This is a genomic window from Streptomyces sp. NPDC048483, assembly GCF_040651455.1.
GTDB lineage: Bacteria > Actinomycetota > Actinomycetes > Streptomycetales > Streptomycetaceae > Streptomyces.
The window spans coordinates 1-25,022 of the sequence record NZ_JBEZJZ010000072.1; the positions used below are offsets into that span (position 1 = coordinate 1).

Annotated in this window: 20 protein-coding genes and 1 tRNA gene; 10 read left to right on the forward strand and 11 right to left on the reverse strand. The window is 70.2% G+C overall.

Going from position 1 to position 25,022, the window contains the following annotated elements; all coding sequences use genetic code 11:
- Both AB0D04_RS28960 and AB0D04_RS28965 read left to right on the forward strand, forming a co-directional pair.
- A partial coding sequence (locus AB0D04_RS28960) for an alpha/beta fold hydrolase (RefSeq protein WP_362709079.1) occupies positions 1-1,773 on the forward strand: 1,773 nt, incomplete at its 5' end.
- 19 nt (positions 1,774-1,792) lie between these two features.
- Entirely contained in the window at positions 1,793-2,737 is a 945-nt protein-coding gene (locus tag AB0D04_RS28965; RefSeq protein ID WP_362709082.1) for a hypothetical protein, read from the forward strand.
- A 60-nt stretch (positions 2,738-2,797) separates the two neighbouring features.
- On the opposite strand, the gene AB0D04_RS28970 is transcribed toward AB0D04_RS28965, so the two are convergent.
- Positions 2,798-4,771: an AarF/UbiB family protein gene (locus AB0D04_RS28970; protein ID WP_362709085.1), complete on the reverse strand. Its 1,974-nt coding sequence runs from the start codon at positions 4,769-4,771 to the stop codon at positions 2,798-2,800.
- A gap of 463 nt (positions 4,772-5,234) precedes the next feature.
- Between AB0D04_RS28970 and AB0D04_RS28975 the strand changes: the two genes are divergently transcribed.
- Positions 5,235-5,432, forward strand: coding sequence for a hypothetical protein (locus AB0D04_RS28975; protein WP_362709088.1), 198 nt, complete (start codon positions 5,235-5,237; stop codon positions 5,430-5,432).
- 338 nt (positions 5,433-5,770) lie between these two features.
- Positions 5,771-6,727: a LuxR C-terminal-related transcriptional regulator gene (locus AB0D04_RS28980; protein ID WP_362709091.1), complete on the forward strand. Its 957-nt coding sequence runs from the start codon at positions 5,771-5,773 to the stop codon at positions 6,725-6,727.
- 165 nt (positions 6,728-6,892) lie between these two features.
- Here the strand turns inward: AB0D04_RS28980 and AB0D04_RS28985 are convergent, their stop codons facing one another.
- The 9 genes from AB0D04_RS28985 to AB0D04_RS29025 form a co-directional block, all read right to left on the reverse strand.
- The gene (locus AB0D04_RS28985; RefSeq protein WP_362709093.1) at positions 6,893-7,132 is read right to left on the reverse strand and encodes a hypothetical protein; all 240 of its coding nucleotides are present in this window, start codon (positions 7,130-7,132) and stop codon (positions 6,893-6,895) included.
- 555 nt (positions 7,133-7,687) lie between these two features.
- Entirely contained in the window at positions 7,688-7,963 is a 276-nt protein-coding gene (locus AB0D04_RS28990) for a hypothetical protein (RefSeq protein WP_362709095.1), read from the reverse strand.
- A 580-nt stretch (positions 7,964-8,543) separates the two neighbouring features.
- Positions 8,544-9,290, reverse strand: a complete 747-nt coding sequence (locus AB0D04_RS28995; protein WP_362709097.1) for a hypothetical protein — start codon at positions 9,288-9,290, stop codon at positions 8,544-8,546.
- A gap of 708 nt (positions 9,291-9,998) precedes the next feature.
- Positions 9,999-10,071 (reverse strand) — tRNA-Arg (locus AB0D04_RS29000).
- Positions 10,072-10,772: 701 nt separating this feature from the next.
- Entirely contained in the window at positions 10,773-12,056 is a 1,284-nt protein-coding gene (locus tag AB0D04_RS29005; RefSeq protein ID WP_362709099.1) for an MFS transporter, read from the reverse strand.
- The gene (locus AB0D04_RS29010) at positions 12,056-13,405 is read right to left on the reverse strand and encodes an ATP-grasp domain-containing protein (protein ID WP_362709101.1); all 1,350 of its coding nucleotides are present in this window, start codon (positions 13,403-13,405) and stop codon (positions 12,056-12,058) included. The genes AB0D04_RS29005 and AB0D04_RS29010 overlap by 1 nt, the downstream gene beginning before the upstream one ends.
- A gap of 172 nt (positions 13,406-13,577) precedes the next feature.
- Complete coding sequence (locus AB0D04_RS29015; protein ID WP_362709103.1) at positions 13,578-14,567, reverse strand: transketolase C-terminal domain-containing protein; 990 nt, start codon at positions 14,565-14,567, stop codon at positions 13,578-13,580.
- On the reverse strand, positions 14,564-15,394 hold the full coding sequence (locus tag AB0D04_RS29020) for a transketolase (RefSeq protein ID WP_362709106.1): 831 nt from the start codon (positions 15,392-15,394) through the stop codon (positions 14,564-14,566). Before AB0D04_RS29020 ends, AB0D04_RS29015 begins: the two co-directional genes overlap by 4 nt.
- 390 nt (positions 15,395-15,784) lie before the next feature.
- Positions 15,785-16,846: a saccharopine dehydrogenase NADP-binding domain-containing protein gene (locus tag AB0D04_RS29025; RefSeq protein ID WP_362709109.1), complete on the reverse strand. Its 1,062-nt coding sequence runs from the start codon at positions 16,844-16,846 to the stop codon at positions 15,785-15,787.
- A gap of 156 nt (positions 16,847-17,002) precedes the next feature.
- Between AB0D04_RS29025 and AB0D04_RS29030 the strand changes: the two genes are divergently transcribed.
- Positions 17,003-17,590, forward strand: a complete 588-nt coding sequence (locus tag AB0D04_RS29030) for an HPP family protein (protein ID WP_362709111.1) — start codon at positions 17,003-17,005, stop codon at positions 17,588-17,590.
- A 113-nt stretch (positions 17,591-17,703) separates the two neighbouring features.
- On the opposite strand, the gene AB0D04_RS29035 is transcribed toward AB0D04_RS29030, so the two are convergent.
- A complete protein-coding gene (locus AB0D04_RS29035) occupies positions 17,704-18,645 on the reverse strand; it encodes a LysR family transcriptional regulator (RefSeq protein WP_362709113.1) in 942 nt (313 codons plus the stop codon).
- A gap of 333 nt (positions 18,646-18,978) precedes the next feature.
- Between AB0D04_RS29035 and AB0D04_RS29040 the strand changes: the two genes are divergently transcribed.
- The 5 genes from AB0D04_RS29040 (at position 18,979) to AB0D04_RS29060 (ending at position 24,930) form a co-directional block, all read left to right on the forward strand.
- The gene (locus tag AB0D04_RS29040; protein WP_362709116.1) at positions 18,979-19,392 is read left to right on the forward strand and encodes a cupin domain-containing protein; all 414 of its coding nucleotides are present in this window, start codon (positions 18,979-18,981) and stop codon (positions 19,390-19,392) included.
- Between the two features lie 80 nt (positions 19,393-19,472).
- Positions 19,473-19,991 (forward strand): cobalamin-dependent protein, encoded by a 519-nt coding sequence (locus AB0D04_RS29045; protein WP_362709118.1) that lies wholly within the window; start codon positions 19,473-19,475, stop codon positions 19,989-19,991.
- A complete protein-coding gene (locus AB0D04_RS29050; protein ID WP_362709120.1) occupies positions 19,988-21,358 on the forward strand; it encodes a methylaspartate mutase in 1,371 nt (456 codons plus the stop codon). Before AB0D04_RS29045 ends, AB0D04_RS29050 begins: the two co-directional genes overlap by 4 nt.
- A 6-nt stretch (positions 21,359-21,364) precedes the next feature.
- Complete coding sequence (locus AB0D04_RS29055; RefSeq protein ID WP_362709122.1) at positions 21,365-23,242, forward strand: FAD/NAD(P)-binding protein; 1,878 nt, start codon at positions 21,365-21,367, stop codon at positions 23,240-23,242.
- Entirely contained in the window at positions 23,239-24,930 is a 1,692-nt protein-coding gene (locus tag AB0D04_RS29060) for an AMP-binding protein (RefSeq protein ID WP_362709124.1), read from the forward strand. The genes AB0D04_RS29055 and AB0D04_RS29060 overlap by 4 nt, the downstream gene beginning before the upstream one ends.
- Positions 24,931-25,022: the final 92 nt, after the last annotated feature.

Here is a 25,022-nt window from a genome sequence, read left to right on the forward strand (position 1 = left end):
GGTGCCGAGATGGTGGTGCTGGCGGGTGAGGCGTTGACGTTGCGTGCGGCGCGGGACATTCAGCAGGCGTTGCCGGGCTGTGCTGTGGCCAATATTTATGGGCCGACCGAGGCCACTGTGTATACGGCGGCTTATTTTGCTGAGGGTGAGGTGACGCAGGCTCCGCCGATCGGTGGTCCGATCCGTAATCGCCGTACGTATGTCCTGGACGGGCAGTTGCGGCCGGTGCCCGCCGGGGTGGTGGGTGAGTTGTATATCGCCGGTTTCGGTCTGGCCCGCGGTTATCTGGGCCGTGCGGGGCTGACCGCGGAGCGTTTTGTTGCCGATCCTTACGGGACCGGCGGTGCCCGGATGTACCGTACCGGCGACCTGGTGCGCTGGACCGATGACGGCCACCTCGAGTATCTGGGCCGGGTCGACCACCAGGTCAAGGTCCGCGGCTTCCGCATCGAGCTCGGCGAGATCGAGTCTGTCCTCGCGGCACAGGAGGCGGTTGCCCAGGCCGTCGTCGTGGTGCGCGAGGACCGGCCCGGCGACAAGCGGCTGGTCGGCTATGTCGTCCCCGCCACGGGGGCAGACGCCGACCCGGCCGCACTACGGGCCGAACTCGCCGCAGGCCTCCCGGAGTACATGGTCCCGGCCGCGGTGGTCGTCCTGGACGCGCTGCCGCTGAACGCCAACGGGAAACTGGACCGCAGGGCGCTGCCGGCACCCGAGTACGCGGGCGGGGCGGGCCGTATCCCGCGCAGCCCGCGCGAGGAGACGCTCTGTGCGCTGTTCGCCGAGGTGCTGGGGGCCGAGCGGGTCGGTATCGACGACTCCTTCTTCGACCTGGGTGGACACTCGCTGCTCGCGACCCGGCTGGTCAGCCGCGTCCGGTCGGTGCTCGGCGCCGAGGTGTCGATCCGCACCCTGTTCGCCGCCCCGACCGTGGCCGGTCTCGCCGAGGCGCTGGGCGAGGGGGGCGCCGATGAGTCGTTCAAGGTGCTGCTGCCGCTGCGCACCGGCGGGGAGCGTGCCCCGCTGTTCTGCATCCACCCCGGCGGCGGGCTGTGCTGGATGTACTCCGGGCTGCTGCGCGGCATCGACGCCGCGCACCCGGTCTATGGCATCCAGGCCCGCGGTCTGACCGGCGAGGAGCCGCTGCCCGGCTCCATCCCCGAGATGGCCGCCGACTACATCGAGCAGATGCGCTCCGTCCAGCCCACCGGCCCCTACCACTTGCTGGGCTGGTCCGTCGGCGGACTGCTGGCGCAGGAGATGGCCGTCCAGCTCCAGCGGGCCGGCGAGGAGGTGGCCGTCCTGGCGCTGCTGGACTCCTTCCCCGCCGCGGCGGAGCATGCCGACACCCGGGTCGAGGCGGACACCCAGCAGGTGCTGCTGTCCATCCTCGACTTCGCCGGGATCGACTGGCAGAGCATGCGTGACGACCAGCTGACGCACGACCATGTCATGGCCCTGTTGCGGGAGTCCGACAGCACGCTGGGCAATCTCGAGGAGCACCACATCTCGGCGCTGGCGCAGGTCCTGGCCAACAATGCGAACGTCATCTACCCGCACGTTCCCGGCCGATACTGTGGCGATGCCCTGTTGTTCGTCGCGATGAAGGACCGGCTTGCGAGTATGCCCACGGCGCAGGTCTGGGAGCAGTACATCGACGGCCGCGTACATGTCGTGCCGATGACGGACGCCCGCCACAACGACCTCACCCGGCCCGGATCGATCGATGAGATCGCCCGGCTGGTGGCCGAGAAACTGGAGGAGAGCAAGTGACCTCTTTGGAGGAGAGCAAGTGACCGCTGAAGTGCAGTCCGGGACCGGCCGAGACCAGAGCTGGTTACGGAGATCCGCCGCCGCGGCGCTATGGCTCTCGCTCGCCGCCGGAGCACTGTCCGTGGCGCGCTGGATTCTCCCGCCGTCCCACGACTACACCGCCCATCTCGTGCCCAAGGCCGCCCCGTTGGTCGCCGCCGTCTGCGGGCTGGCGGTCGCGGTGCTGGTGCTGACGGCACAGGTGCGGCCGGAGCGGGCGCGCACCGTGCGGGTGGGCACCGGCGCGGCGATCGTGCTGGGTGTCTGGGGGGCCAGCGGTCTGCCCCTGGACGGGCTGCGGGTGATCGGCCTGATCCCGCTGTCCATCGACTGGCTCGGCTTTGTGACCCGCCTGGCCGCGCTCGGCGCGGCCGTGGCGCTGGCGGCCACCGGCACCCTGTACGGGCGGGTGGCGCAGGAGGCCTGTCTGCGCTGCGGCCGCACCGGCCCCTCGCAGTCGACCCGGCCCAGCCCCAAGTGGTGCGGCTATGCGGCGTTCCTGGCGGCCCTGCCGTATCCGCTGATCAAGGCGTACTGGGCGGCGGGCGGCACCGCGGGCACCGGAGACGGCAAGCTGATCAAGGGCTTTGCCGACGGCTGGGGCACCGTCATCCTGGCCGCGCTCGGCGTGCTGCTGGCACTGGCCCTGGTGCAGGAGTGGGGCCGCCGGCTGCCGCACCGGCTGCTGCTGCTCGCCGGCGCCGGCGGCGCGCTGCTGCTGGTGACGGTCGGCCTGCCGGGCAGCTATGCCGCGCTGCAGCTGATCGCGGACCACGGTGTGCATGCGGTCGACGGGGACACCAAGGCCTGGGTGTTCGCCGTGGTCTACGGCTGCTGGCTGGTCATGGCCGTCGGCATGGCCGCCGCGGTATGGGCGTTCTGGCAGCGCCACCGCAAGGCCTGCCCGGCCTGTTCCCTGGTCTGAGCCCGAGCCCGAGCCCGCGCATCCGCCCCCCTGCGTACCGGCGCAGGGGGGCGGCCGCGTTCAGCGTTTGGTACGGAAGATCGCAAAGAGCACGCGCAGCACCAGCACAAAGCTGACCATCAGCATGTTGTAGCCCAGCACCTGGAACAGCGACAGCGAGTGGGCCACCATCGGCCCGCCCTTGGTGCCAAGCAGCAGGACCCCGACCACCCCGATGACGCCGCCCAGGAACGTCAGCAGCACATCGTGGACCAGCGACCGCACAAAGCGCCGGTCCCGTTCGTCGGCGAGCAGCCGCACCTGCACGCCCAGCCGGCCGCTCTCCAGCGCGTCCGTGATCCGGTCCACCCGGCGCGGCAGTCGGCGCAGCATCGGCGCCAGCGCCAGCGTCTCCTCCAAGAGCGTCTCCCGCACCGCCTCCGGGCGCAGCTGCTTGCGGACCTGGCCGGCGGCGAACGTGTGGGCCTCGGCGATGATGTCGAAGTCCGGGGACAGGCGGGCGATGGACCCCTCGATCGTGGCCAGCGCCCGGAAGGTCGCGGCGATCTCCGGTGTCACGGTCAGACCGTGCCGGGAGACCAGCAGAAACAGATCGGCGAACATCTCCCGGTCCGGCTTGGCGCCGGGCGTCAGATAGCGGGCCATGAACCGGCCGAGGGAGCGCTCGAGTTGCTTCTCGTCGACGTCCTCGTGCCGGTCGACCACCTCCAGCAGCGCATCGGTCAGCGCCACCGGGTCATTGCGGTGGATGGCCAGCATCAGATTGCGCAGCGCCGAGCGCATCACCCGGTCGATCCGGCCGACCGAGCCGAAGTCCAGCAGACCCAGCCGGCCGTCCTCCAGCAGAATGATGTTGCCCGGGTGCGGATCGGCGTGGAACATCCCGCCGACCATGATCTGCTCCAGCAGACAGGCAAGCAGCTCCTGCGCCAGCTTGTGGCCGTCCAGACCACGTTGTGCGATCTCGCCCTGCGCGGAGTTCAGCGGGGTGCCCTCCAGCCACTCCAGCACCATCACCCGCTCGGTGCAGTACTCCTCGTACACCTTCGGTCGGCGGAGCGTCGAGGTCGAGCCGGTCGCCTCGGCGGCCGCGGCGACGGCGGCCATATTGCGGACCTCGATACGGAAGTCGAGCTCCTCGTTGATCGAGACCGCGAAGCCGTTGGCCAGCTCGGTGGTGCCCATGCCGCGCGCCCAGTCGGTGTGCTCCTCCAGCTTGCGGCTGATCCGGAAGAGGATGTCCAGATCGCGGCGGACGACCTGATCGGCCCCGGGCCGCTGTACCTTGACCACGACCTCCTGCCCACCGGCCAGCCGGGCCCGGTGCACCTGTGCGATCGAACCGGCGGCCAGCGGTTCGGGGTCGAACTTGGCGAAGATCTCGTCCGGTTCGCGGCCGAGCTCCTTCGTGAGCATCTGCCGTACCCGCTCCCACGGTTCGGACGCCACCTGGTGCTGAAGCTGGGTCAGCTCCTCGACGTAGGGTGCCGGCAGCAGGTCGTAGCGGGTGGACAGCACCTGGCCCAGCTTGACGAAGGTGGCGCCCGCTTCCTCCAGGGCCAGCCGCAGGGACTGCGCGGTACGGCGGTGGCCCGCGGCGGGCCCAGTTGCTCCGGCCCCTACAGAGCCGCGCCGGCCCAGCCCGCGCAACGAGGGGGACAGGCCGTGCCGCACCGCTATCGCGCTGAGCTGCCCGTAGCGCTGGACCCGGGCCACCCGGCGGCGCAGCTCCCCGGGCCAGCGGACGATACCGGTCAGCGAACTGCTCGGCAGGAAAACCTCGGACAGCGCCAGGAACAGCACGGTGACCACCAGTGTGCAGCCGACCTGGACGACGGTCAGGGCGACCTGCGGGCGCTGCGGCCCTATCGCCGAGTTGATCTGGAGGGAGGCCGCCACCCCCACCAGTCCGGTCAGCAGCGCGCGGATCTTGCCGATTCTGATCCCCAGCAGTCGCCGTGCGCCCATCGAGAGGCCGGTCAGCGCGAGGATGAAGCTGCCGGGGACAAGGACGAGGAGAACGACCTGCTGCATAGCGGGGTGTGCCGTTTCGCCCGCCGCTGCTGCCGCGGCGCGAAGTGCGGCAACCTCCTTTCCATATAAGGGAGTTACTGCGGCACGGGTTTCCGCTCGAGTGCGCGGAAGGTTGCATGCCGGGCGGTTGCGGCCGGCGCGGGGGCCGTCGCGTCTCCAGCATGCCGGTCCTCCGGGCGGCCCGGGGCCGCTCCGCGGGGATTGCTGTGGTTGCGCGAAGCGCGCGGTGGCGCGGGAGGAGCGTGCGGGGCTTCCGCCGACACGGCTCATTCTCGTCCGCGCCGCGCAGGGCATTCCGCTTGCTGCGCCAGATCTTCCGGTAACTGCCAGCGGCTGGCACCAAGTTGACAGAGGTATTGCTCGCCGAAACCGGTCTCTGTGGGATGGCCGCGGCCGCAGGCGGCTGTGATGTCACGCCTGCCGTCGCGTGGCCCGAAGGGCCCGCCGCGAAGGTCGGGAAGCGATGACGACAACCGGAGACGAGATGAACAGCGAGATGATGACGGAGATCTTCTCCGCAATGGAGCGGGACCACTCGGGGTGGTCGGCCGAGAGCGATGACAGCGACTGCGAGACGTGGGTGCGGCTGCTGACGGAGCATATCGACTCGCTCGCCGCAGGCCTCGGCTTCGACGAGGGCCATGCGGGCGGCTGCGGCTGACCCGCCCCGAGAGCGATACGGCCAGGCATGACGCACCCATCATGTGCAATGACCTGTAGTGGCGTTGCCCGGTGGGCCCCGATCGCGAAGGCTGGTCCCGTTGCCCGCCGTGTATGCGTAACCCGTCGCCCTGTACGTCGACTTCGGGCCGGGGCACAGTGGCCGTGACCACTTTGCGCCGCCGTCGTCCGTTTGGGCGCTCCTCAAACGTGCATCAGTGGCACCAAGTTGTCGAAACGGACGTCGGCCAGGCCTGTGGGCCCCCATGGGACATAGCTTGAGCCTCGATGGAGCGGGCGGGGAATCCGCCTGCGCGACGAGGTTCGGCGAGGTTGGTCGTGGCTCAAACGGGGATCGGTCTGGACGGGCGTGCAGAGCTCGTCTACCGGAAATTGTTGCTTAGGACGCGGTGGCGGACGCCGGATCTGGCCCGCGCAATCGGATGGCAGGAGGGCGAGACCGCCGCGGTCCTCGCGGCGCTCGAGGACGACGGTCTGGCCAGTCGCTCGGGGGATGACGGCCAGGCGGTGCGCGCGGTCGAGCCGTGCATCGCCCTGCCCGCGCTGGTGGCCCGCCGCATGCGCGAGGACGGGGAGCCGCAGCCGAGGCCGCTGGCGGTCGAGCGGTTCATCGCCCTGCATGAGCGGGCCGCCGAACGTATCGGGGAGGCCGTCGGTGCGCTCGACAGCTGGGACGACGCCGCTTCCACCATCGAGCGGATGGTCGCCAAGGTCGAGCGCGGCATCGACTTCCTGGTGCCCGGATACGTCGAGGGTACCTTCGAACTCTCCCGGTCGATCATGGATATGGCGCTGCGTCGGGGGGCGCGAGTACGCGCCGTATGGGCCTCGTCCGTGCTCCAGTCGCCGGACGCGATGATGCACGCGAAGTGGCTGGCCGAACAGGACGCTCCGCCGCGCTCGGCGGGCGCGGTGCCGCTGCGTGCGGTGATCATGGACGGGGTGGTGGCTGTGCTGTTCAACGAGGCCGACCGGGTCCGCGTGGTGCGTTCCCCTGCCGAGCTGGAGCGGCTGTGTGCCTTGGCTGATCGGTTGTGGGAGCGCGGTGCCGCGGTTCGCCAGGTTGTGCGTCCGGCCTGTGCCGCTACCCGTCGTCCCCGCTCGGAGATCGTGTTGCGGTTGCTCGCCGAGGGGCTGACCGATGATGCCATCGCCCGTCGCCTGGGGTGCAGTGTTCGCACTGTGCGCAATGATGTGGCTTCGGCGATGGTCGCGCTCGATGCCCGCAGTCGCTTCCAGGCGGGTGTCAGGGCCATGCAGGTCGGCTTGATCTGATCTCGGAAGTGCCGGTCGCCGATGGGCTTTTGGGGGCCTGTCGGCGACCGGTGGCTTTCTGGGCCGGAACAGGTCCCTGGCAGTGTCGTTTCCGGTCGGCGGTGTGTCGTCGGACGGGGCAAACGTCCGCCCGGCGGGGTCCTCGCCGGGCCTGGGCTCCCGCCCTCACACGCACCGTGCGGCATCCCGCTCGGCGAAGAAGCGGGCCCCGGTCGCGGCCACCAGCATCCCGACGATCATCTGCACAGAGAAGGTCGGGCTCATCAGAGGGGTGGGCAGCTTGGGGTCACCGGCCGGGGCGCTCAGCGTGGTCAGGGTCAGCCGGCCGCCCCAGCACGCCGGCGCACCAGAACCGATCCAGGCGGCAGCCGGCGGGGCCGGCAGGGGGGCGCGGCGGCAGGCCACCCCAGGACCGGCCGAGCCCGTGATCGGCCGGCTCGGCGCAGACCCCGCCGGGCGGCTCCTTCTGGAGATCCCCCGATTTCGCTGCCCCGACGGCGTGCTGGTGGGCCCGGCAAACTGTGGAGTCGACGTTCACGACCCAGGTGACCAGGCCCTTCGCGTCTGCCTCCGTCTTGAGCTGGGTGGCGATCCTGGCCCAGGTGCCATCCCGCTGCCGGCGTCGGAACAGGTCATGGCCCCGTTCCCGCGGCACGTACCGTTCTGGCACATCAGGCGGACGGCTCGCATGGATGGCCCGCGGCAGCAGCGGCTCCAGCCCGGCCCACTGGCCGTTCGTCAGACCCCCGCGTCGCACGGGACGTGAGCATGAACGAACAAGATCAACCTTTGCCACAGGACCTACACGAATACGTTTCTGGCCGATTCCATGGAGGCGTTGCCGAAATTCCCTCTACATGCGCTCGGTGCCATGCGGAGAAAGGTACACCGCATGGCACCGAGCACCCATTCACAACTATGTGTACCGCTATACGCGCACGAACGGTTCTGGCGTGGTTTTCAGCAGCTGATCAGCCTGTCGAAGTGCGAGATGTTGACCGGAACCCAGGTCCGCTTGGTCTCACCAGGCTTCACCGCGTAGCACTTCTCGTCAACGACGCCGTTCTTGTACTTGACCGTCACCCGCTGAGAGGTGGAACACTTGTTGATGATGTCCACCGCCACCGTGCCCATGGCGAGCTCGTGGCCCACCACGCAGCTGGGAACGGACCCGGCGGAGGCAGTCGACGGGGTGGCCGCGTTCGCCACACCCTGGACACCCGCCACAAGAGCCATTCCGCTGACTGTCACAGCCGCGACATTAAGAAGCTTGCGCATTCTCTGCATTCCCCTCGAATTAAAGGCTCCAGCAACTGGTCTTGTTGCTGGATTCCCTGATTGAACAGTGCCATCAGGCATCGCGTCTGTTGAAACCGATCATTCTGGCATCTTCCTGTCGCCGCACCTTTGGATATCGTGGTTCGGTTATCAAGAAGAGGACGGAGTGCGTCGCGCGGGGAACCGACCCTGGCGGCCGGACAGTGCGGGGCTCGGTAGCCGTCCTTGAGCCGCCGGAAGGTGTCCGCACACCACGTCATCCGCGTCCCATCGGGCGAAAACGGTGAACTCCGCCCGGTTGTCAACCGAATGGACGGGGTGGTGGCTGTGCTGTTCAACGAGGCCGACCGGGTCCGCGTGGTGCGTTCCCCTGCCGAGCTGGAGCGGCTGTGTGCCTTGGCTGATCGGTTGTGGGAGCGCGGTGCCGCGGTGTGCCAGGTTGTGCGCCCGGCCCGTGCCGCTACCCGTCGTCCCCGCTCGGAGATGCCTGCGTGAACGCCGCGCACAGCGCACACGCGAGGACCGCGAAGACCTGAACCTACGACTGTCGGGCGGTCTCGGAACGGGTGCGTTGGTATTCGGTCTGGTCCAGGATCTCCCAGACTGCCTGGCCGATAGCAAGGACGCCGCGGGACGGCAGGGGCACGTCACCGATTCGCGGATTATCAGGCAGGTGGACGGGGAGCCCGAGGTCGACGTCGTCGAGTTCGGCGCGTGAGTCATTCACGAAGTACATCTGCTGTGGCATGAGCGTTCCGGTGTGGCCGCTTGGCATCACGCCGGACATCTGCAGGTGCCCCATTCCCAGCGCGCGAGCCAAGAGCTCACGAACCCGAATCAGAGATCGAGGGCGCCAGGTGGCGAGCGGCAGCGCTGCGCTGATGCTGTTGAGGACGTTGAGGAGACGGGTCGAGGAGGCGGTGAGGGTCCAGTCCAGTGAGGGTGAATCCATCACGACCCGTAGAGAGGCCGGGCCTGTCCAAGTGACAGCGATGTGGGCGTATCCCGTGCGATCACAGGCCGCGCCGTAGTACCTGGGGCATGCAGTGTCGAGTCGTGCCCCGTCCACATGGATCGACCAACTGCCGCTCGGGTCGCGGTGCCACAGCGTGCGGTAGGGACCGAAGCAGTTCTCAGGAAAGACGCGCAGTGCGAGGACGTGACCGGAGTCGAAGGGCAGCCCGAACACGCCCCAACCCTTGACGTACTCGTGATGGGGCCAGGGTGCCTCACCTCGTGTCGGCGGAATGTCCGACAGTGCGGAGGACAAGTCGAGCATCTTCAACACCCCGCAAGGTAGACCACCGATGCCCTGGCTCAAGCGTACGCCGGATATGGGTCAGAGCTGGTCAGCCGATGGGTAGGGCTGCCGGGAGACAACGTCAACGACCCTGCCGGCACTCCGAGCCGAGTCGGACGTCCGACCGCAGGAGCGGCACCGCGCCCTGCTCGCCGTCGCGGGCGTCGCGGGCGTCGCCGCGACCATCGGCGCGCTCGGCGTACCGATCGTCGAGGCCATCAACAAGATCCTCGAACTCATGGGCGCGAAGTGAGCCCCCGGGCAGTAAGCCCCACCCATCCGACGCGAACTCACCGACACCGCACGGCTCTCGTACGGCAAGGCCGCGCGGAGTGCGGAACGAAGCCGTCTGCACGACGACATCGCCAAGAAGGGGTGATGCAGCCGACGGCCCCGACGCCCCGCCGACGGCCCGCTTCGGGTCGTTCGTGAAGTTGCATACCTTGACGGAGCGGCAACAGCCCGAGGACACCGCCGTCCGTTATGAGGACTCGATGGCTACTCGGCGCCATCATCATCAACCAGGAGCGACGGGTGTACACGGTAGGTGACCGCAGGGGGCCTAATGCTGCCGCGCTGACATCGCTTGGATGTCGTGTTCGCCATGACAACGGAACCTATTCGTGGGCAATGCCGTGGCCACAATGAACAGCGCGCCTACCTGGAGGAGGTAAACGCACTGGTCAGACGGCGTGCCCCCGGCAGGATTCGAACCTGCGACACCCGCTTTAGGAGAGCGGTGCTCTATCCCCTGAGCTACGGAGGCGGGGATCTGTCGGAATACGTGTCGGAAAATCGGTCCAGGTAGACGCGATGATCCAGAGCGGCTTGCCGACAGTGAGCGGAGGCCTGGCTGTGAGGCCGGGCCACCGCGGCCAGTGTAGCGGGTGGTGCTTGATCCGCATTCGGATCCATGGCTCCTGGTGCTCCCAGGCGTGGGCGGCAGGGGGCAGAGGCGTCATGCTTCAGGGCCCCGGTGAGGAACCGCGCAAGCAGGTAGCTCTTGCGGTGCCGTCGCCGTAACTGCGACACCGTCCACAGCGCATGGCCACTGGACATGCCTTGCGCGGCTGTCGACTGCCCATCGGTGGTGCGCACGGTGAGGATGCGGGAAGCAGCCGGCCGGTCGGACTCCCCGCTGTGGGAAGCGGGGGGCCTGCCCGAGGTGGTCGGCCCCCGAATCCAGCCGATCGGGGCCGATGGGGGGGCAGGGGCGGCTGCAGTGAGAACGTGCGGAAAGTGGTGGCAACCGCCGTCGTCCGGCTGGGCAGGTGTGGCGTGGTCGCGGACGAGATCGCCTTGGGTTTCGATCAGGCCTTCCGTATGGCCGAGAGGCCGGCGGCCGGGGTGAGGGTGTCCCCCTTGCCCCGGCCGCTACGTCCTTGAAGAGAATGCTTTGGGTTTTGTGTCAATTCACCACCATGTGGGTGTGGTTCTGCGGAACGGCGGAGGATGCCGGCGCGCGGTTCAGGGTGGAGCGTGTTGTGACGTCTTGGCCGGTGTGGGGGTGGGGTGGGTGTTCTCGGTGCCCCAGATGCTGGGGGAGTTGCTGATCGCGGTGGTGGTCAGCAGGCCGATCAGTAGGACGCCGCCCACGAGGGACCATGACGTGACCGGGCCGAGCGCCTGGAGCAGTGGCAGGAAGATCAGTGGTGCGAGGACCACGCCCAGGTTGAAGTGGGCCGTGTAGAGGCCCATGTTGCGCACTTTGAGGCGGTCGGGGGTGATGGCGCTGATGTGGTCGGGCATCACGGGGTAGACGATCATCTCGCCGAACGTCCACACCGCCGTGGCGACGAGCAGCAGCCACGTTTGGTGCGCGCCGAAACCCATGAGGACGAAGCCGGCGGTGGCGCAGACGTAGCCGATGAGCAGGCTGGTGCGGCGGCTGAGGCCCAGCATCGCGTGGTTGAGGGCGATCTCGCAGGTGAGCACCATGAAGGCGTTCACGGCGAAGATCGCGCTCGCCCAGCCGGCCGGCCGGCCGAGCGTGTGGATCACGTACACGCTGGCCACCGTGGACGGCAGTGCGTAGGCGAGATGGATCGGGGTCGTTGCGGCGAGGAAGGTCCAGAAGCGCATTTCGTGGCGGCCCGGCCCGCCGTCGTCGCCGGGCGTGGCCGTGGCCTGCTCGTCATCGTTGTCCGGGCCCGTGGCGATACGGGCGCGTGCCAGGATGAGCGCCGAGGCCAGGTAGCCGATGGCGGTGCCCCAGGGCAGGAGGCCGGGGCCGAGGTGGAACAGGATGCCGGCGAGCACCGGCCCGATGCCCATGCCCAGGTTGATGGCCAGCCGCACTGCTGAGAAGGCGAACCGCCGCTGCTCCTCCGGCATCACGCGGGCCACCAGCGTGTAGGCGATCGGGTTGACCAACTCGTAGCAGAAGCCCCAGAGCGCGGTCAGCCCGGCGAGCAGCCACAGCTCCGTGGTGACCGAGATGACCAGCACGACCCCGGCCACGCCGGCGAGTCCCAGGACCGCGAGCCGCTGTTCCCGTATCCGGGCCGCGAGCGCGCCGCTCGCGACACCGGCGACCAGCGCGCCGATACCGAACGTGCCGACGATCAGGCCGATCACGTCGACGGTCAGCCCGTGTCGCTCGGCGGCGAGGTAGACCCCGTAGAAGGGGTAGAGCACGACCGCGCTACGGGAGAGGGCCACCGTTGCCAGCAGACCGCGGATCGGCCGCAGGCCGGCGATGTTTGCGCGCAGTCCCGGTTTCTGTCGGTGCGGATGTCCTTGCGCGGACATCACACGACACCGCAGGTGACCCGGGGTCCGAAGGGCTGGACCTCGTAGATCGCTTCGCGAACGGACTCGATGAAGCGGTAGTCGGCGTCCACCGTGGCCTGGTCCGGAGCCGTCAGGAACACCCGCAGCGGGCTGGTGAGCAGGTCATGGGTCGGCACCATGACGTCCCTGGGCCTGCGCTTGAGCGTGAGGTCCACCACCGACGGCCGGCTGCGGATCTCTTCGACCAACTCATCGTTGACGGAGACCACTTCGCCCGCCAGCACTGTGGGCGCGTTGTAGACGACCGCGGGCTGAAGCTTTTGGTAGACGCCGTCGCGGTACGCGGCGAGGAACTGCTCGGGGCGGACGTAGGCCAGCGCCGTCAGGTCGGCACTGTTGGTGCCGAGGCAGGCATCGTGGAAGGCGGGATGCAGATGGCCGTTGACCCTGGCGCCGACCTCCACGAGGGCGGGCCCGTCCTGGGTGATGATCAACTCGGTGTGCGCCGGGCCGTTGTGGATACGCAGGACGTCGAGCATGGCGCGGGTGTAGTCGATCAGCGCGACGGCCGCGGGATCGGTCGGCGAGACCAGGATGTCGCGGTTGTAGATCGGCTTTCCGTTGGACAGCAGTCGCTTCTCGTACTGCCACACACCGCATACGTAGGCGTGGCCGTCGACGCTGACCGTGTCGACGATGTATTCGGTGCCCTCGAGGAAACTCTGTACCAGGACCTCCGTGTTCGTGCCGTTGAAGACGGTGGTGCTGGTGAGGATGGACGGGAACGCGGCGCGCAGCGCGTCGGCGTCGCGGCAGATGAAGACCCCGTCCGTGGACGCGGACGACAACGGTTTGGCGACGCACGGCCAGTGCCCGCTCTCCTCGGCCCAGACGACGGCCTCCTCGGCGTCATCGGTGATGAGCTGAGCCGCGGTGCGCAGCCCGGCGGCGGCGACGGTCTCGATCATCTTGAACTTGTTGCGGCGCGCTTCGGAGAGCTCCGTTCCGTTGGTGCGCACGCCCAGGGCCTCGCTCAGCTGGTCCGCGAGCCGCACCCCCGGTTCCTGGCCGGGGATGACGAACCGCGGCTCGAGCTCCTTGAGCGCGAGCCCGGTGCTGCCGTCCGGGTTGTACACCAGCCCGTCGACGTAACTCGACCTGTTCCACGGCTGCATGCGGGCTATCGGTTCGGGCGAACTCTGCACATGGACCACGTCGATCCCGAGGCGGTCGAATGCGGCCGGCAGGTAATTCCCGGTCCCGTACGCGTCGACCAGGACGCCCACCGCGCGCCCCGTGTCCGTGCGCGCCGCCTCCTCGAAGCGGTTCCACTGCTCGATGTGCTTGTCTGCGGTCAGCTCACTCATCGGGTCCTCACAAATCCGTGCTTGATGGGAAAATGGTCAGCGGCGGGCGGCGGGTGGCGGGTACCGGCGGCTGCCGGTGTCGGCGGTGTGGTGATGAAGCCGGTGCCGGCCAGGACGGCGAGCGGGGGACGCCCGGTCGGCGGTGACGCGGCGACGGGCGAACCGGCGTGCGTCAGGCCACGACTGCCCGCGCCTGAGCGATCGCGTTGGCCGCATTGATCCCGGCGCGGTCCAGCAGGTACTGCTCCCCGCCGACCAGGTCGTAGTGGACGTCGGGCACTCCGATCCGCCGCACCGGCGGGCCCCCGACCTCGGCCACCACCTCGCAGACCGCCCCGCCCAGGCCACCCACGGCGCGGTGGTCCTCGATGGTCACCACCACCTCGGCGCGGGCGCTCGCATCGAGGACGGCCTCCCGGTCGAGCGGCTTGACCGTGTGCATGTTCAGGTGCCCGGCGCTCACCCCCTGCGCGGCGAGTTCTCGTGCCGCCTCCGCGGCAACCAGGTTCGGGTAGGGGCCGGTGGCGATGAACAGCACCCGGCCGGGCTCGCGCAGGACGCGTGCGGTGCCCAGGACGAACTCGGTGCGCTCGTCGTACAGCGTCGGTGTGGCCTGCCGCCCCAGCCGCAGGAACACGGGACCGGGCGAGTGCGCCACGGCCACCGTGGCCTGGGCGGCCTCCCAGGCGTCGGCCGGCACCACCACCGTCATGTTCGGCAGCATCCGGGTCGCGCCGATGTCTTCCAGCGAGTGGTGGGTCGGGCCGTAATGACCCGACGAGAGACCGCCGTGCGTGCCCACGATCTTGACCGGCAGGTTCGCCCCGGCCACATCGATCTTGATCTGTTCGAAGGCGCGGGCGATGGCGAACGGGCTCATGCCGTTGGCGAACACCGGCCGCGCGGCCACCGTCATTCCGGCGGCGACACTGATCATGTTCTGCTCGGCGATGCCGAGGTCCACGTACTGGCGCGGCAGTTCCGCCGCGAAGTGGTCCTCGTAGTCCATGTCGGTGGCCAGGCACGCCAGGTCCGGGTTCTCCCGCCCCAGGGCGAGCAGCATCATGGCGTAGGCGTCGCGGCTCTGGATGGCCGACCGGTTCTGCCAGACGTGGTCGAGGACGTCCGCGACGGAGCGGTGGGCAGCGAGGTCGGTGCTCATACCGGCTCACCGTCCAGGACCGCGAGGGCCAGCCGCCGCGCGTCCCGGTCGAGGGTCGCCGAATGGCTCTTCTTGGTGTCGTGCAGGCCGGGGACCCCACGTGCCTTGATCGTGTGGGCGATGACGACCGTCGGCCGGCCCGGCTCGACGGGCCCGTCGAGCGCCTTCCTGATCTGGTCGTGGTCGTGTCCGTCGATCGTGAGCACGCGCCAGCCGAAGCCGGCCCACTTGTCGGCCAGCGGCTCCAGCGACATTGTGTCCTCGGTCCGGCCGCTGATCTGCCAGCTGTTGCGGTCCACGATCGCGGTCAGGTTGTCGGCGCCGAGGTGGGACGCCGCCATCGCCGCTTCCCAGTTCGAGCCCTCCTGCAGCTCCCCGTCGCCCAGGATCACAAAGGCCCGGCTGTCGTGCCCGTAGCGCCGCCCGGCAAGGGCGACGCCCAGGCCCAGCGAGAGCCCGTGCCCCAGCGCACCCGTCGAGAAGTCCACGCCGGGAAGGCGCTTCATCGGGTGACCGCCCAGCCGGCTGTTCTCCTCGGCGTAGGTCGCGCACTCCGACTCCGGGATCACCCCGGTCGCGGCGAGCGCCGCGTACAGCCCCGCGGACGCCTGTCCCTTGCTCAGGATCAGGTAGTCGCGATCGCCCGACGGCCCCTCACCGGCCGGGTCCCGGAGCACCTCGGCGTAGAGAACGGCGAGCAGGTCGGCGATCGACATGCTGCCGCCGATGTGCACACCGTTGGGCGAGGCGCTCATCTCGATGACCTTTCGCCGGATGTCCACGGCGAGTCGGTCGGCCACCTTCTCCGGTGGCGCCTGTGTGAGCATGCTTGATCCTTCCGAAGCCGTCTGCGGCGGTTCCTCACCTGCGCAGCGAGTCGCAACCGCGTCGCAACCCGATCCGTTGGGGGATGCCAAAGGTGTAACGGCGCCGGATCGGCGGCGTCCAAGGGCCGCTCGGGTCTGTGTCACCTCACCTCGTGGAGGGCGTGGACCTGACCCAGCTGTGCGTCGACATGACGAAGTGATCCGGCCGTGCTCTTCGCCCTTGCTCCGGCAGCGGCCGGAGTTGCCGGGTCACCGGCGGGCGACGGCGGGCGATGACGGGCGATGACGGGAGAGGGCGGGCGACGGCGGGCGACGGAGAATGCGCTCTGAGCAGGGCAACCGCACGGCGCACGGTCCGTGCCTGCCTGCGGCGTTGCGGGAGCCGCCGGGTCAGGCGAGGACGGCGTCGAGCCGGGCCGCCCGGGCCGCGAGGTCGTCGATGGCGATGGGGGAGGCAAGGTCCGCCGCGATCTCCGCGACGGCCTGGTGGCCGGCGGCGGTGAGGTGGACGGTGCCGTCGTCGTCGATGCGCGCCACACCGTCGCCCGCGGCCATGCGCGCGTTGAAGGCGATCGCGTCGGCCTCGGAGAGCCCGGGCGGCAGATCCAGGGCAACGGAGCCGTCGACGATGCGGACCGGGTATCCGCCGGGCAGGCCCGCCGGTGCCGCGGTGGAGTGGCGCAGCGGGCCGGCCCCGGGCAGCAGCGCCTCAAGGACGGGGAGGACCGCGGCCGCGGTGACGACGTTGTAGCGCGGTCCGGGCGCGAGCGGCGGCGCCTGGTAGGCCAGCGCGTCGCCCCGCTCCCCGTCCTCGCCGAGATAGACCCGGCACCGCGCTTCCGGGTCGGCGGGCCGGCGCGCCTGCATGACGTCGAACACCTGGGCGTGATGCCCGAGCACGCGGATCAGCGGTGTGGGCCGCTCCGGGTGTGCGGCGCGCAGCGCGGCGCGTACCCGCAGCTGCATCATGGCGGCGTTTCCCAGGCCAAGGGTGGGGGCCAGGCCGAGGCGGGCCAGGATCGGCCCGGTCACGTCCGGGAAGGACAGATTCGCCACCGGCCCGGTGTAGCCGGCGTCGCGCACGGCCCGCATGACGGACAGGATGAGCGGGAGTTGGTAGGGCAGCCGCAGGCCGAGACCGGCGGCGGCGACAGCACGGGCCGCCGGGTCGAGGCGGCCGGACATCGCCCAGGGGCTGCGCAGCGAGGCGCAGTGCACGACCAGGTCGGGGCGGGTGGTGGTGAGCAGCTCGGCCACCTCGTCCTGCCGGGACGCATCGAGGCGGATCGCGTCGACAAGGCAGTCGCGGGCGCTGGCCACGGTCGCCGCAACGGCATCGCCCGCCGATGACCGGCCCGCCACCAGCAGGCGCCGCACCCGGCCGCCGGCGGCCAGTCCGTCCGCGACCCGCTCGCCCATGTCGCCTGCGCCAATGATCAGCACTGTGGTCATCGGGCGATCGTAGGCCATGGCCCGTACGCAGAGGGGCCGTTCGCTCAGGTGGCGGCCGGCCTGCGGGGCAGGCCGGCCGGGCCGCCGGGCGGCGACATGACGAAGTGGCCCCTCGTCGTTTCCGGCCCGGTGGGGGCGACTTCTAGCGTCGGCCGCATGGCAACCGACAGTGCAACCGCAAGCAATGGTGCGCTCGCGAACACGGACGCGACGACCGAGAGTTCCGCAGCCGACCGGGCCGAGAGCCCCGCGCCCAAGAGGCTGACCAGCAGGGCGCCACTGCGGCCGGGCGCGCTCGTGATCGCCCTGGCCACGGGCTTCGCCGTGGCCGGCCTGCTGCTCCTGGTGGGGGTCGGTTCGCTGATCGGCCAGGTGATGCTCGTGCCGCCGCTGGCCGCCAGCGCGGCGCTGGTGTTCGGTGCGCCCGCGCTGCCGCTGTCCCAGCCGCGCAGCGTCGTGGGCGGCCAACTGCTCTCCGCCGGCACCGGGTTCGTCGTGCTCGCCGTGGGCGGCAGCTCCGCCGCCGCGGCCGCCGTGGCGGGCGGGCTTGCCCTGGGCGTGATGATGGCCGCGCGTACGCCGCACTCACCGGCGGCGGCGACCGCGGTGATCGTGGTCCTGACGGAACCGCCTGCCGTCACCTTCCTGCCGCTGCTCGCCCTGGCCTGTGGGCTTCTGGTGCTCGTGGGCCTGGTGGCCGGCCGCAGCGGGCGCGGTGCCCGCTACCCCTCGTACTGGTGGTAGCCGCCGCCGTCTTGCCTGCGGACGCCGAGTCGACCGGTCCCTGCGCCACACGAGTCCCGCACCGCCTGTGAGCGGTGCGGGACTCGTCGTCTGCCGCGGCTGCCGGGCGCCGTTCAGGAGGGCACCGGGGCCGGAGGCGCCACGCGGCGGGCCAGTTCGAGCGTGGCCGCGAGCACCGGGGGCAGCCAGGCCTGGTCGTTCCAGATCATCCGTACGACATGGCGCTCGCCCGGCACCTCCCGCAGAATGCCCACCTCGCCGTTCTCGATTTCCCGGGCCACCATCTCGCGCGGCAGCATCGCGATACAGGGGCCGTTGCGCATGAGTTCAAGGGCGCCGCGCACCGAACCGACCGACATGAACTCGGAGTCAGCGCCGTAACGTTGCCCGATGACCTCGCGCAGCCTTTCCGAAGAACCGCTCTCGGAATCCACTCGCAGGATGCGTGCGGTCCTCCTCAGAACGTCACCCCGGGATCTGCCGGGCGCGTTATCCGTGTCCTTGTCCAGGGAATCGGAGAGTTCTCGGCCGGCCACCGCAATCACCTCGACGGGGCGCAGATCCTCGCTGTAGAGACTGGCCTGGGTGTGGAATTTCCGATCGGGAGGTGAAATCACCAGGCCCATGTCCAGGTGGCCGGCACCGATCTCCTCGGGGATCCGTGCGGAATCCATTCCGACCGGACGGAGTTCCAACTTGGGGTAGCGGTAGCGGCATTCCAGGATCAGCCGGGTCAACTCCTGGTCGACGGTGAGGGCACAGGCGCCGACGGAGACCCGGCCGCTGATCTCGCGGCCGCCGGCCACGGACACCGACAGCTCGTTGACCAGGCCGAAGATGCGCGTGGCGTAGTCGTGGAAGATCTCACCGTCCGGCGTGGGGCGCACCCCGTGCGGCAGCCGCTGGAACAGCGCGGTGCCGGCCTGGGACTCCAGGGCGCGGATGTGCGCCGTCACGGTCGACTGCGAATAACCGAGGTTCCTCCCCGCTTTTGTGAGGCTGCCGGTACGCATGACCTCCAGGAAGGTTCTCACCTGGTACAGCGCAATCTCCATCGTCGCCCTCCCGCAGATTGATGCATCAACCCATTTTGCCGCGCCCGATGCGATGCGGGCCGCCCGTCCCCGGACTTAGTCAACTCAACGGAGTGTGTGTCCGGTGCGACAAAGTCCCGGGATACCCAGGGGGTTCCCATTCCGCTATCGGTTCTTCCACTGCCCCCCATCGGACTCCTGCGTGATCTGCGCCCGGACGGTCTGCATAGATTCGTTTTCGGCCGGTGGCGTCGCGAATTCCGAACGGCAACGGCAACGTCCGGCCGTCATTCGGAAATCGGGTACGCCATACCCGCCGACGCCTCATTCCTTCGACAAGAGGGTGGATAACCTGTGTCCGAGATCGAATACATCAAGAACGTCCTCCGCAGCGGCTTCGAGCTGGACGACATCACATGGTCGTCGTGGGAGGAGCCGGGCCGCGCGGGCGTGGAACACCACGTCCTGTGGGCGCCGAAGCCCGAGACCGGCGAGCAGTCGGTCGGCCTGCTGCTGCGCTTTCCGCCGGCCGCCCACGGCGACTTCCACGAGCACCTCGGCTACGAGCTGATGCTTGTGCTCGACGGTCAACTGGACCACAGCGACGGCACGTCGTACGCCAAGGGCGACCTGGTCGTCGAGGGCCCCGGCACCCGGCACCAGATGTCCAGTGCCTCCGGATGCACCGTCCTCGCCATCCGGACCCGCCCGGCCGAGGCGCGCGTCCCGCAGGGCCCGATCCGTCCCGTGGGGGCGGCCGCCGGCTGACCCGACGGCGTCCTTACGGCACGTCATCAGGCCATCCGGCCAGCGCCCTTGCCCAACGGTCCAGCGAATGAGAGAGGTTCATGTATCCGCCCGCGCCGACCGGCGACGCCCTGCCCGAAGCTCGACAAGGCGGCGGTCAACGCGTCCTGGTCTCCAGTGTCTCCTCCGACTCCCACACCTGGAACCTGGTCTTCCTGCAGCTCATGCTGGAAGAGCTGGGACACGAGGTGATCAACATCGGCTCCTGTGTCCCCGACGACCTGCTGATCGCCGAATGCCGGCGCACCGGCCCCGACATGGTGGTGATCAGCAGCGTCAACGGCCACGGCCATCTGGACGGACGCCGCCTCATCGCCCGGCTGCGCGCCGAGCCGGACCTGAGCGAACTGCCGGTGGTCATCGGCGGAAAGCTCGGCACCCGCGGCGCGGAGAACCGGGCGTACGGACCGGAGCTGATCGCCGCCGGTTTCGACGCGGTCTTCGAGGACACGGCCGGTGTCGCCCCCTTCCGCCGCTATCTGGAGGAGGCCGCGAGACCCGTCCTGGAATCCGCAGGGCCGGCCCGCCCTGCCCTCGCGGCCACAGGGGATCCCCGATGACGGCGTTGCCGGCGGACGGCGCCCCGTCGTCAACGGTGCGACGGCGCGCCACCGCGCCCTTCGGGACCGCGGTGGCCGCCGCCGCGGCGGCCGGCCGACTGGTCGTCCAGCCGCGCATGGGGTTTCCCGATGTGCCGAGCATGCTGGCGGGCCTGCAGGCGGTGCACGCCGCCGACGCCACCACCGTCGGCACCATCACGCTCGACAGCTACACCCGGGTCGGCGACCACGCCTCCGCACGCAAGGCCCTCGACGACCGCAGCGACCTCAACGGCTTTCCGATCGTGGCCCACGGCGCGCCGGTCACCCGCCGCATGATCGGCGCCGTGGGTGCGGGCACCGGCTTCGCGATCCAGGTGCGCCACGGCTCGCCGCTGCCCCTGGGCATCGTCCAGGCCCTGCTCGACGCGGGGCTCGACGCCACCGAGGGCGGCCCCGTCTCGTACTGCCTGCCCTACAGCCGCACCCCGCTGGCCCAAGCGGTGGACGCCTGGGCCGACAGCTGCCGGATGCTCGCCGACCAGGTCGAAGGAGCACACCTGGAGAGCTTCGGCGGGTGCATGCTCGGCCAGCTGTGCCCGCCGAGCCTGCTCGTCGCGATCTCGCTGCTCGAGGGAGTCTTCTTCCGGCAGCACGGCCTGCGCAGTGTGTCGCTCAGCTACGCCCAGGGCACCAGCTTCGCCCAGGACGTCGACGCGATCGGCGCCCTGCGCCGGCTGGCGGGCGAGTTTCTCGGCGATCTGCAGTGGCACGTCGTGCTCTACACCTACATGGGGGTCTTCCCGCGGACCCCGGCCGGCGCGCTGTCCCTGCTGCGCGACAGCGCGGTGCTCGCCGCCGTGACCAGCACGGAGCGGATGATCGTCAAGACCCCGGCGGAGGCGCACCGCATCCCCACCGTGGCCGACAACATCCAGGCGCTGGAGGAGGCCGCCCGGTCCGCGGAGGCGGCCGCCGGCCTGCCGCTCGGCCTCCTGGGCGCGGATGCCGGTACCGCGAGCGGCGACAACCCCGTGTACGCCGAGGCGCGGGCGCTGGTGGACGCGGTGCTCCACCTCGACGCCGACGTGGGCAAGGCCCTGCTGCGGGCCTTCGCCCAGGGCTACTTGGACGTGCCGTACTGCCTGCACGCCGACAACGCCCAGCGCTCGCGCAGCTACATCGCCCCCGACGGCACCCTGCAGTGGCTGTCCGTCGGATCGATGCCCCTGACCGTGGGCTCCGGGACCGGAGCGCAGCGCCTGCGCGCCGACGGCTTCCTGGAGATGCTCAGCCACGTCCAACGGCGGTATGACGACGCCGCGTTGGAGGAGCTGCCCACGGAAACACCGCTCCCTTCGCTCCCCACCGCCCTCGCTAAGGACTGACCGATCGTGTTCGCAGACAGCAGCAAACGCCCGACACTCACCCTTGCGGTCATCGGCTCCGGACCGCGCGGCCTGTCCGTGCTCGAACGGCTCGCCGTACATCTCGCGGACGGCGCACTCGCCGACCACACCGTACGCATCCACGTCATCGACGCGGTGGAGGTGGGAGCCGGCCGCATCTGGCGTACCGACCAGGACGAGTGGTTCACCATGAACACCGTCGTCGGCCAGGTGACCATCTACTCCGGAGTCCCCGACGGCGGCCCCGCGCGGCCGGGCGCGGGCCCCTCCCTCGGAGAGTGGATCGAACAGCGGGCCAAGGAGCACGGCGAGCCCCTGCTCGGGCCCGACGACTATGCCTCCCGTCGCCGGTACGGCCAGTATCTGCGCGCGGTGCACCAATCGGTCGTCGACCATCTGCCGGCCCACGTCGAACTCGTCGAGTCCCAGGGGCGGGTCACGTCCATGGTCGCGGTCCCGGAAGGCGGCTACGCCCTCGAGCTGGACTGCTCCCCGTACCTCATCGACGCCGACAAGGTCCTCATCGCCACCGGTCACCCGGAGAACGCCCCGGACGCCTTCGAGCAGACCCTGCTCGACTTCGCGGACCGGCACCCCGGCACCGCCTACCTGTGCGGCGACTCCGCCGCCGACATGCCCCTGTCCGTGGCGGACATCGCGCCGGACAGCACCGTCGGCATCCGCGGCATGGGCCTGTCCTTCTACGACGTGATGCTCTCGCTCACCGTGGGCCGCGGCGGCACCTTCGACCGCGACGCCAAGGGCCGGCTCCGCTACGTACCCGGCGGACGTGAACCACGGATCGTCGCCGGATCGCGCAGCGGACTGCCCATTCCGGCCCGGGGCCGCAACCAGAAGCGCCCCGACCACACACACCGGCCGCGGTTCCTCACCAAGGAGACGGTGGCCGCCGCGCGCGAGCGCCGCCTCCGGACCACGGGCACCGACCGGCTCCGCTTCCACGAGGACGTCCTGCCGCTTCTGCTGAGGGAACTCGACCAGGTCTACCGCGCCGCCCACGAGGCGTCGGGCAGTAGCGCGCCGTTGCCGCCTCTGGACCTCCAGGCGCTCGCCCGCCCCTTCAAGGACGCCCGGTTCGACAGCCCCGGGGCCTTCCGTACCCGGCTCCTGGAGATCATGCGGGAGGACCTGGCCCAGGCAGCGCTGGGCAATGTGGACGGTCCGCTGAAGGCCGCGCTCGACATCCTGCGCGACATCCGCAATGTGGTCAGGGAGGCCGTCGATTTCGGCGGGCTGCACCCCGACTCGCATGCGCAGGAGTTCCAGCGGGACTTCCTGCCGGTCAACGCGCTGCTCTCGGCCGGTCCGCCGGCCGAGCGCGTGGAACAGCTGGTCGCGCTCATCGAGGGCGGATTCGTCGAGGTCGTCGGACCCGCGACACGGTTCACCGTCGACGAGGACCGGGGGGCCTTCCTGATCGACTCGCCCCAGGTGGCCGGCTCCGCACGCCTCGCACAGACCCTGATCGACGCCCGTATCCCCCAGCCGGACCTGCACCGGGACCAGTCCTCGCTGACCCGGTCCCTGGTCGCCGAGGGCCTGGTGAGCGAATACCTCCGTACGGAACCGGCGTCGGGCCTGCGCCACCCCACCGGCGGTTTCCATGTGACCACGGCGCCGTTCCATGTGATCGGTGCCAACGGCTCGGTACGCGACGACCTGTACGCCCTGGGCATCCCGACCGAGCACGCCCGCTGGTTCACCCAGGTGGGCAGCGGCAAGCCCGGTCTGAACACGCTGTTCCGCCAGGACGCGGACGCGATCGCCGCCGACATGCTGCGCATACCGCGGGCCACGCCCGCCACGGAGCTCCTGTCGCTGAGTGCGGGGAGCCCGTCATGAGCGTCCACGACGAGCGGGCCGGCCGCACCTTCAGGGCGGCCCGCGACATCCTGCTCGCCCACCACGGCGACCCCGAGGGAGCGCGCGCGGCCTTCGCCTGGCCCGAACTCACCCATTTCAACTGGGCCTTCGACTGGTTCGATGTGATCGCCGAGGGCAATCGGAAGACCGCACTCCATCTCGTCGGCCGACACCCGGAGGACGACGAGCGCCTCTCCTTCGAGGAGCTGTCCCGCCGCTCCGACCAGGTCGCCCGCTGGCTACGGGAGATCGGCGTCCGCCGCGGGGACCGGCTGCTGCTCGCCCTGTTCAACGGCCGGCCCCTGTGGGAGACGATGCTGGCGGCGATGAAACTGGGTGCGGTGGTGGTCCCCACCTACGCCACGGCGACCCCCGCCGACCTCGCCGACCGGCTGCGCCGCGCCCGGGTACGGCATGTCCTCGCCGACGCGGCCCTCACCGAACGGTTCGCGGAGCTGCCCGGCGACTGGACGCGCATCGCCACCGGCGGGCGGGTGCCGGGATGGCTGTCGTACGAGGACTCGTGGACCGCGGACCGGAGCCGGTATGTGCCGGACGTCCGCACGCGGGCCGACGACCCGCTGTTTCTGTACTTCACCTCCGGCACCACCTCACGGCCCAAGATGGTGGCCCACACCCACACCAGCTACCCCGTGGGCCATCTGTCCGGGATGTTCTGGAACGGGGTCACGCCGGGCGACGCCCATCTGAACATCTCGGCACCGGGATGGGCCAAGCACGCCTGGAGCTCCTTCTTCGTGCCGTGGAACGCGGAGGCCACCGTCGTCGCGCTGACCGAGCCGCAGCCCACGCCGGACCACATCCTGGAGGTGCTGCGCACCCGTGACATCACCAGCTTCTGCGCCCCGCCCACGGTGTGGCGCTCCCTGCTGGCCGCGGGGCTCGGCGCGCCGCCGCCGCTGCTGCGCGAGGCGACCTGCGCCGGCGAACCGCTGGAGGCCTCCCTGATCGACCGGGTCGCCCGTGCCTGGGACGTACCGGTGCGGGACGGCTACGGCCAGACCGAGACCACCGCGCAGCTCGGGCACGCCCCGGGCGCCGGCCCGCAGCCGGGCACGATGGGGCGCCCGCTGCCGGGCTATGACGTGGTCGTCGTGGACCCGGCCTCGGGCCGGCCCGTCGCGCCCGGGGGCACCGGGGAGTTGTGCCTGGATCTGACGAACCGGCCGGCCGGGCTGATGACCGGCTATCTCGACGACGTGGACAAGACCGCGAAGGTGTTCGCCGGCGGCCGGTACCACACCGGTGACCTGGTCACCCTGGGAGCCGACGGATCCTTGCGCTATGCCGGCCGGGACGACGACATGTTCAAGTCGTTCGACCACCGCATCTCCCCGCTGGAGCTGGAACGCGTACTGCTGCGCCATCCGGCCGTGGCCCAGGTCGCGGTGGTCCCCGTGCCCGATCCCGTCGGGCTGTGGGTGCCCAAGGCGTTCGTCGTGCCGGCCCCCGGCACGCTCGACCCGGACGAGACCGCACGCGCGCTGTTCGACTTCGCCGCCGTCGAACTTCCTCCGGAGAAGACCGTCCGGGTGCTGGAGTTCGCCTCCCGGCTGCCCATGACGGTCTCCGGAAAGCTGCGCCGCGCGGCGCTGCGCGAGGCCGGCACCCTCGGCGGCCCCGAGGTGCGCGCCGTCCCGGTCTGACCGGCGGTGCTCCGCCCACCACCCCGTCGTCCGTGCGGCGGGCCGTATCCGCGCACGTGGGGCCGTGCGGTGGTGGAGGGCCCATCACGTGG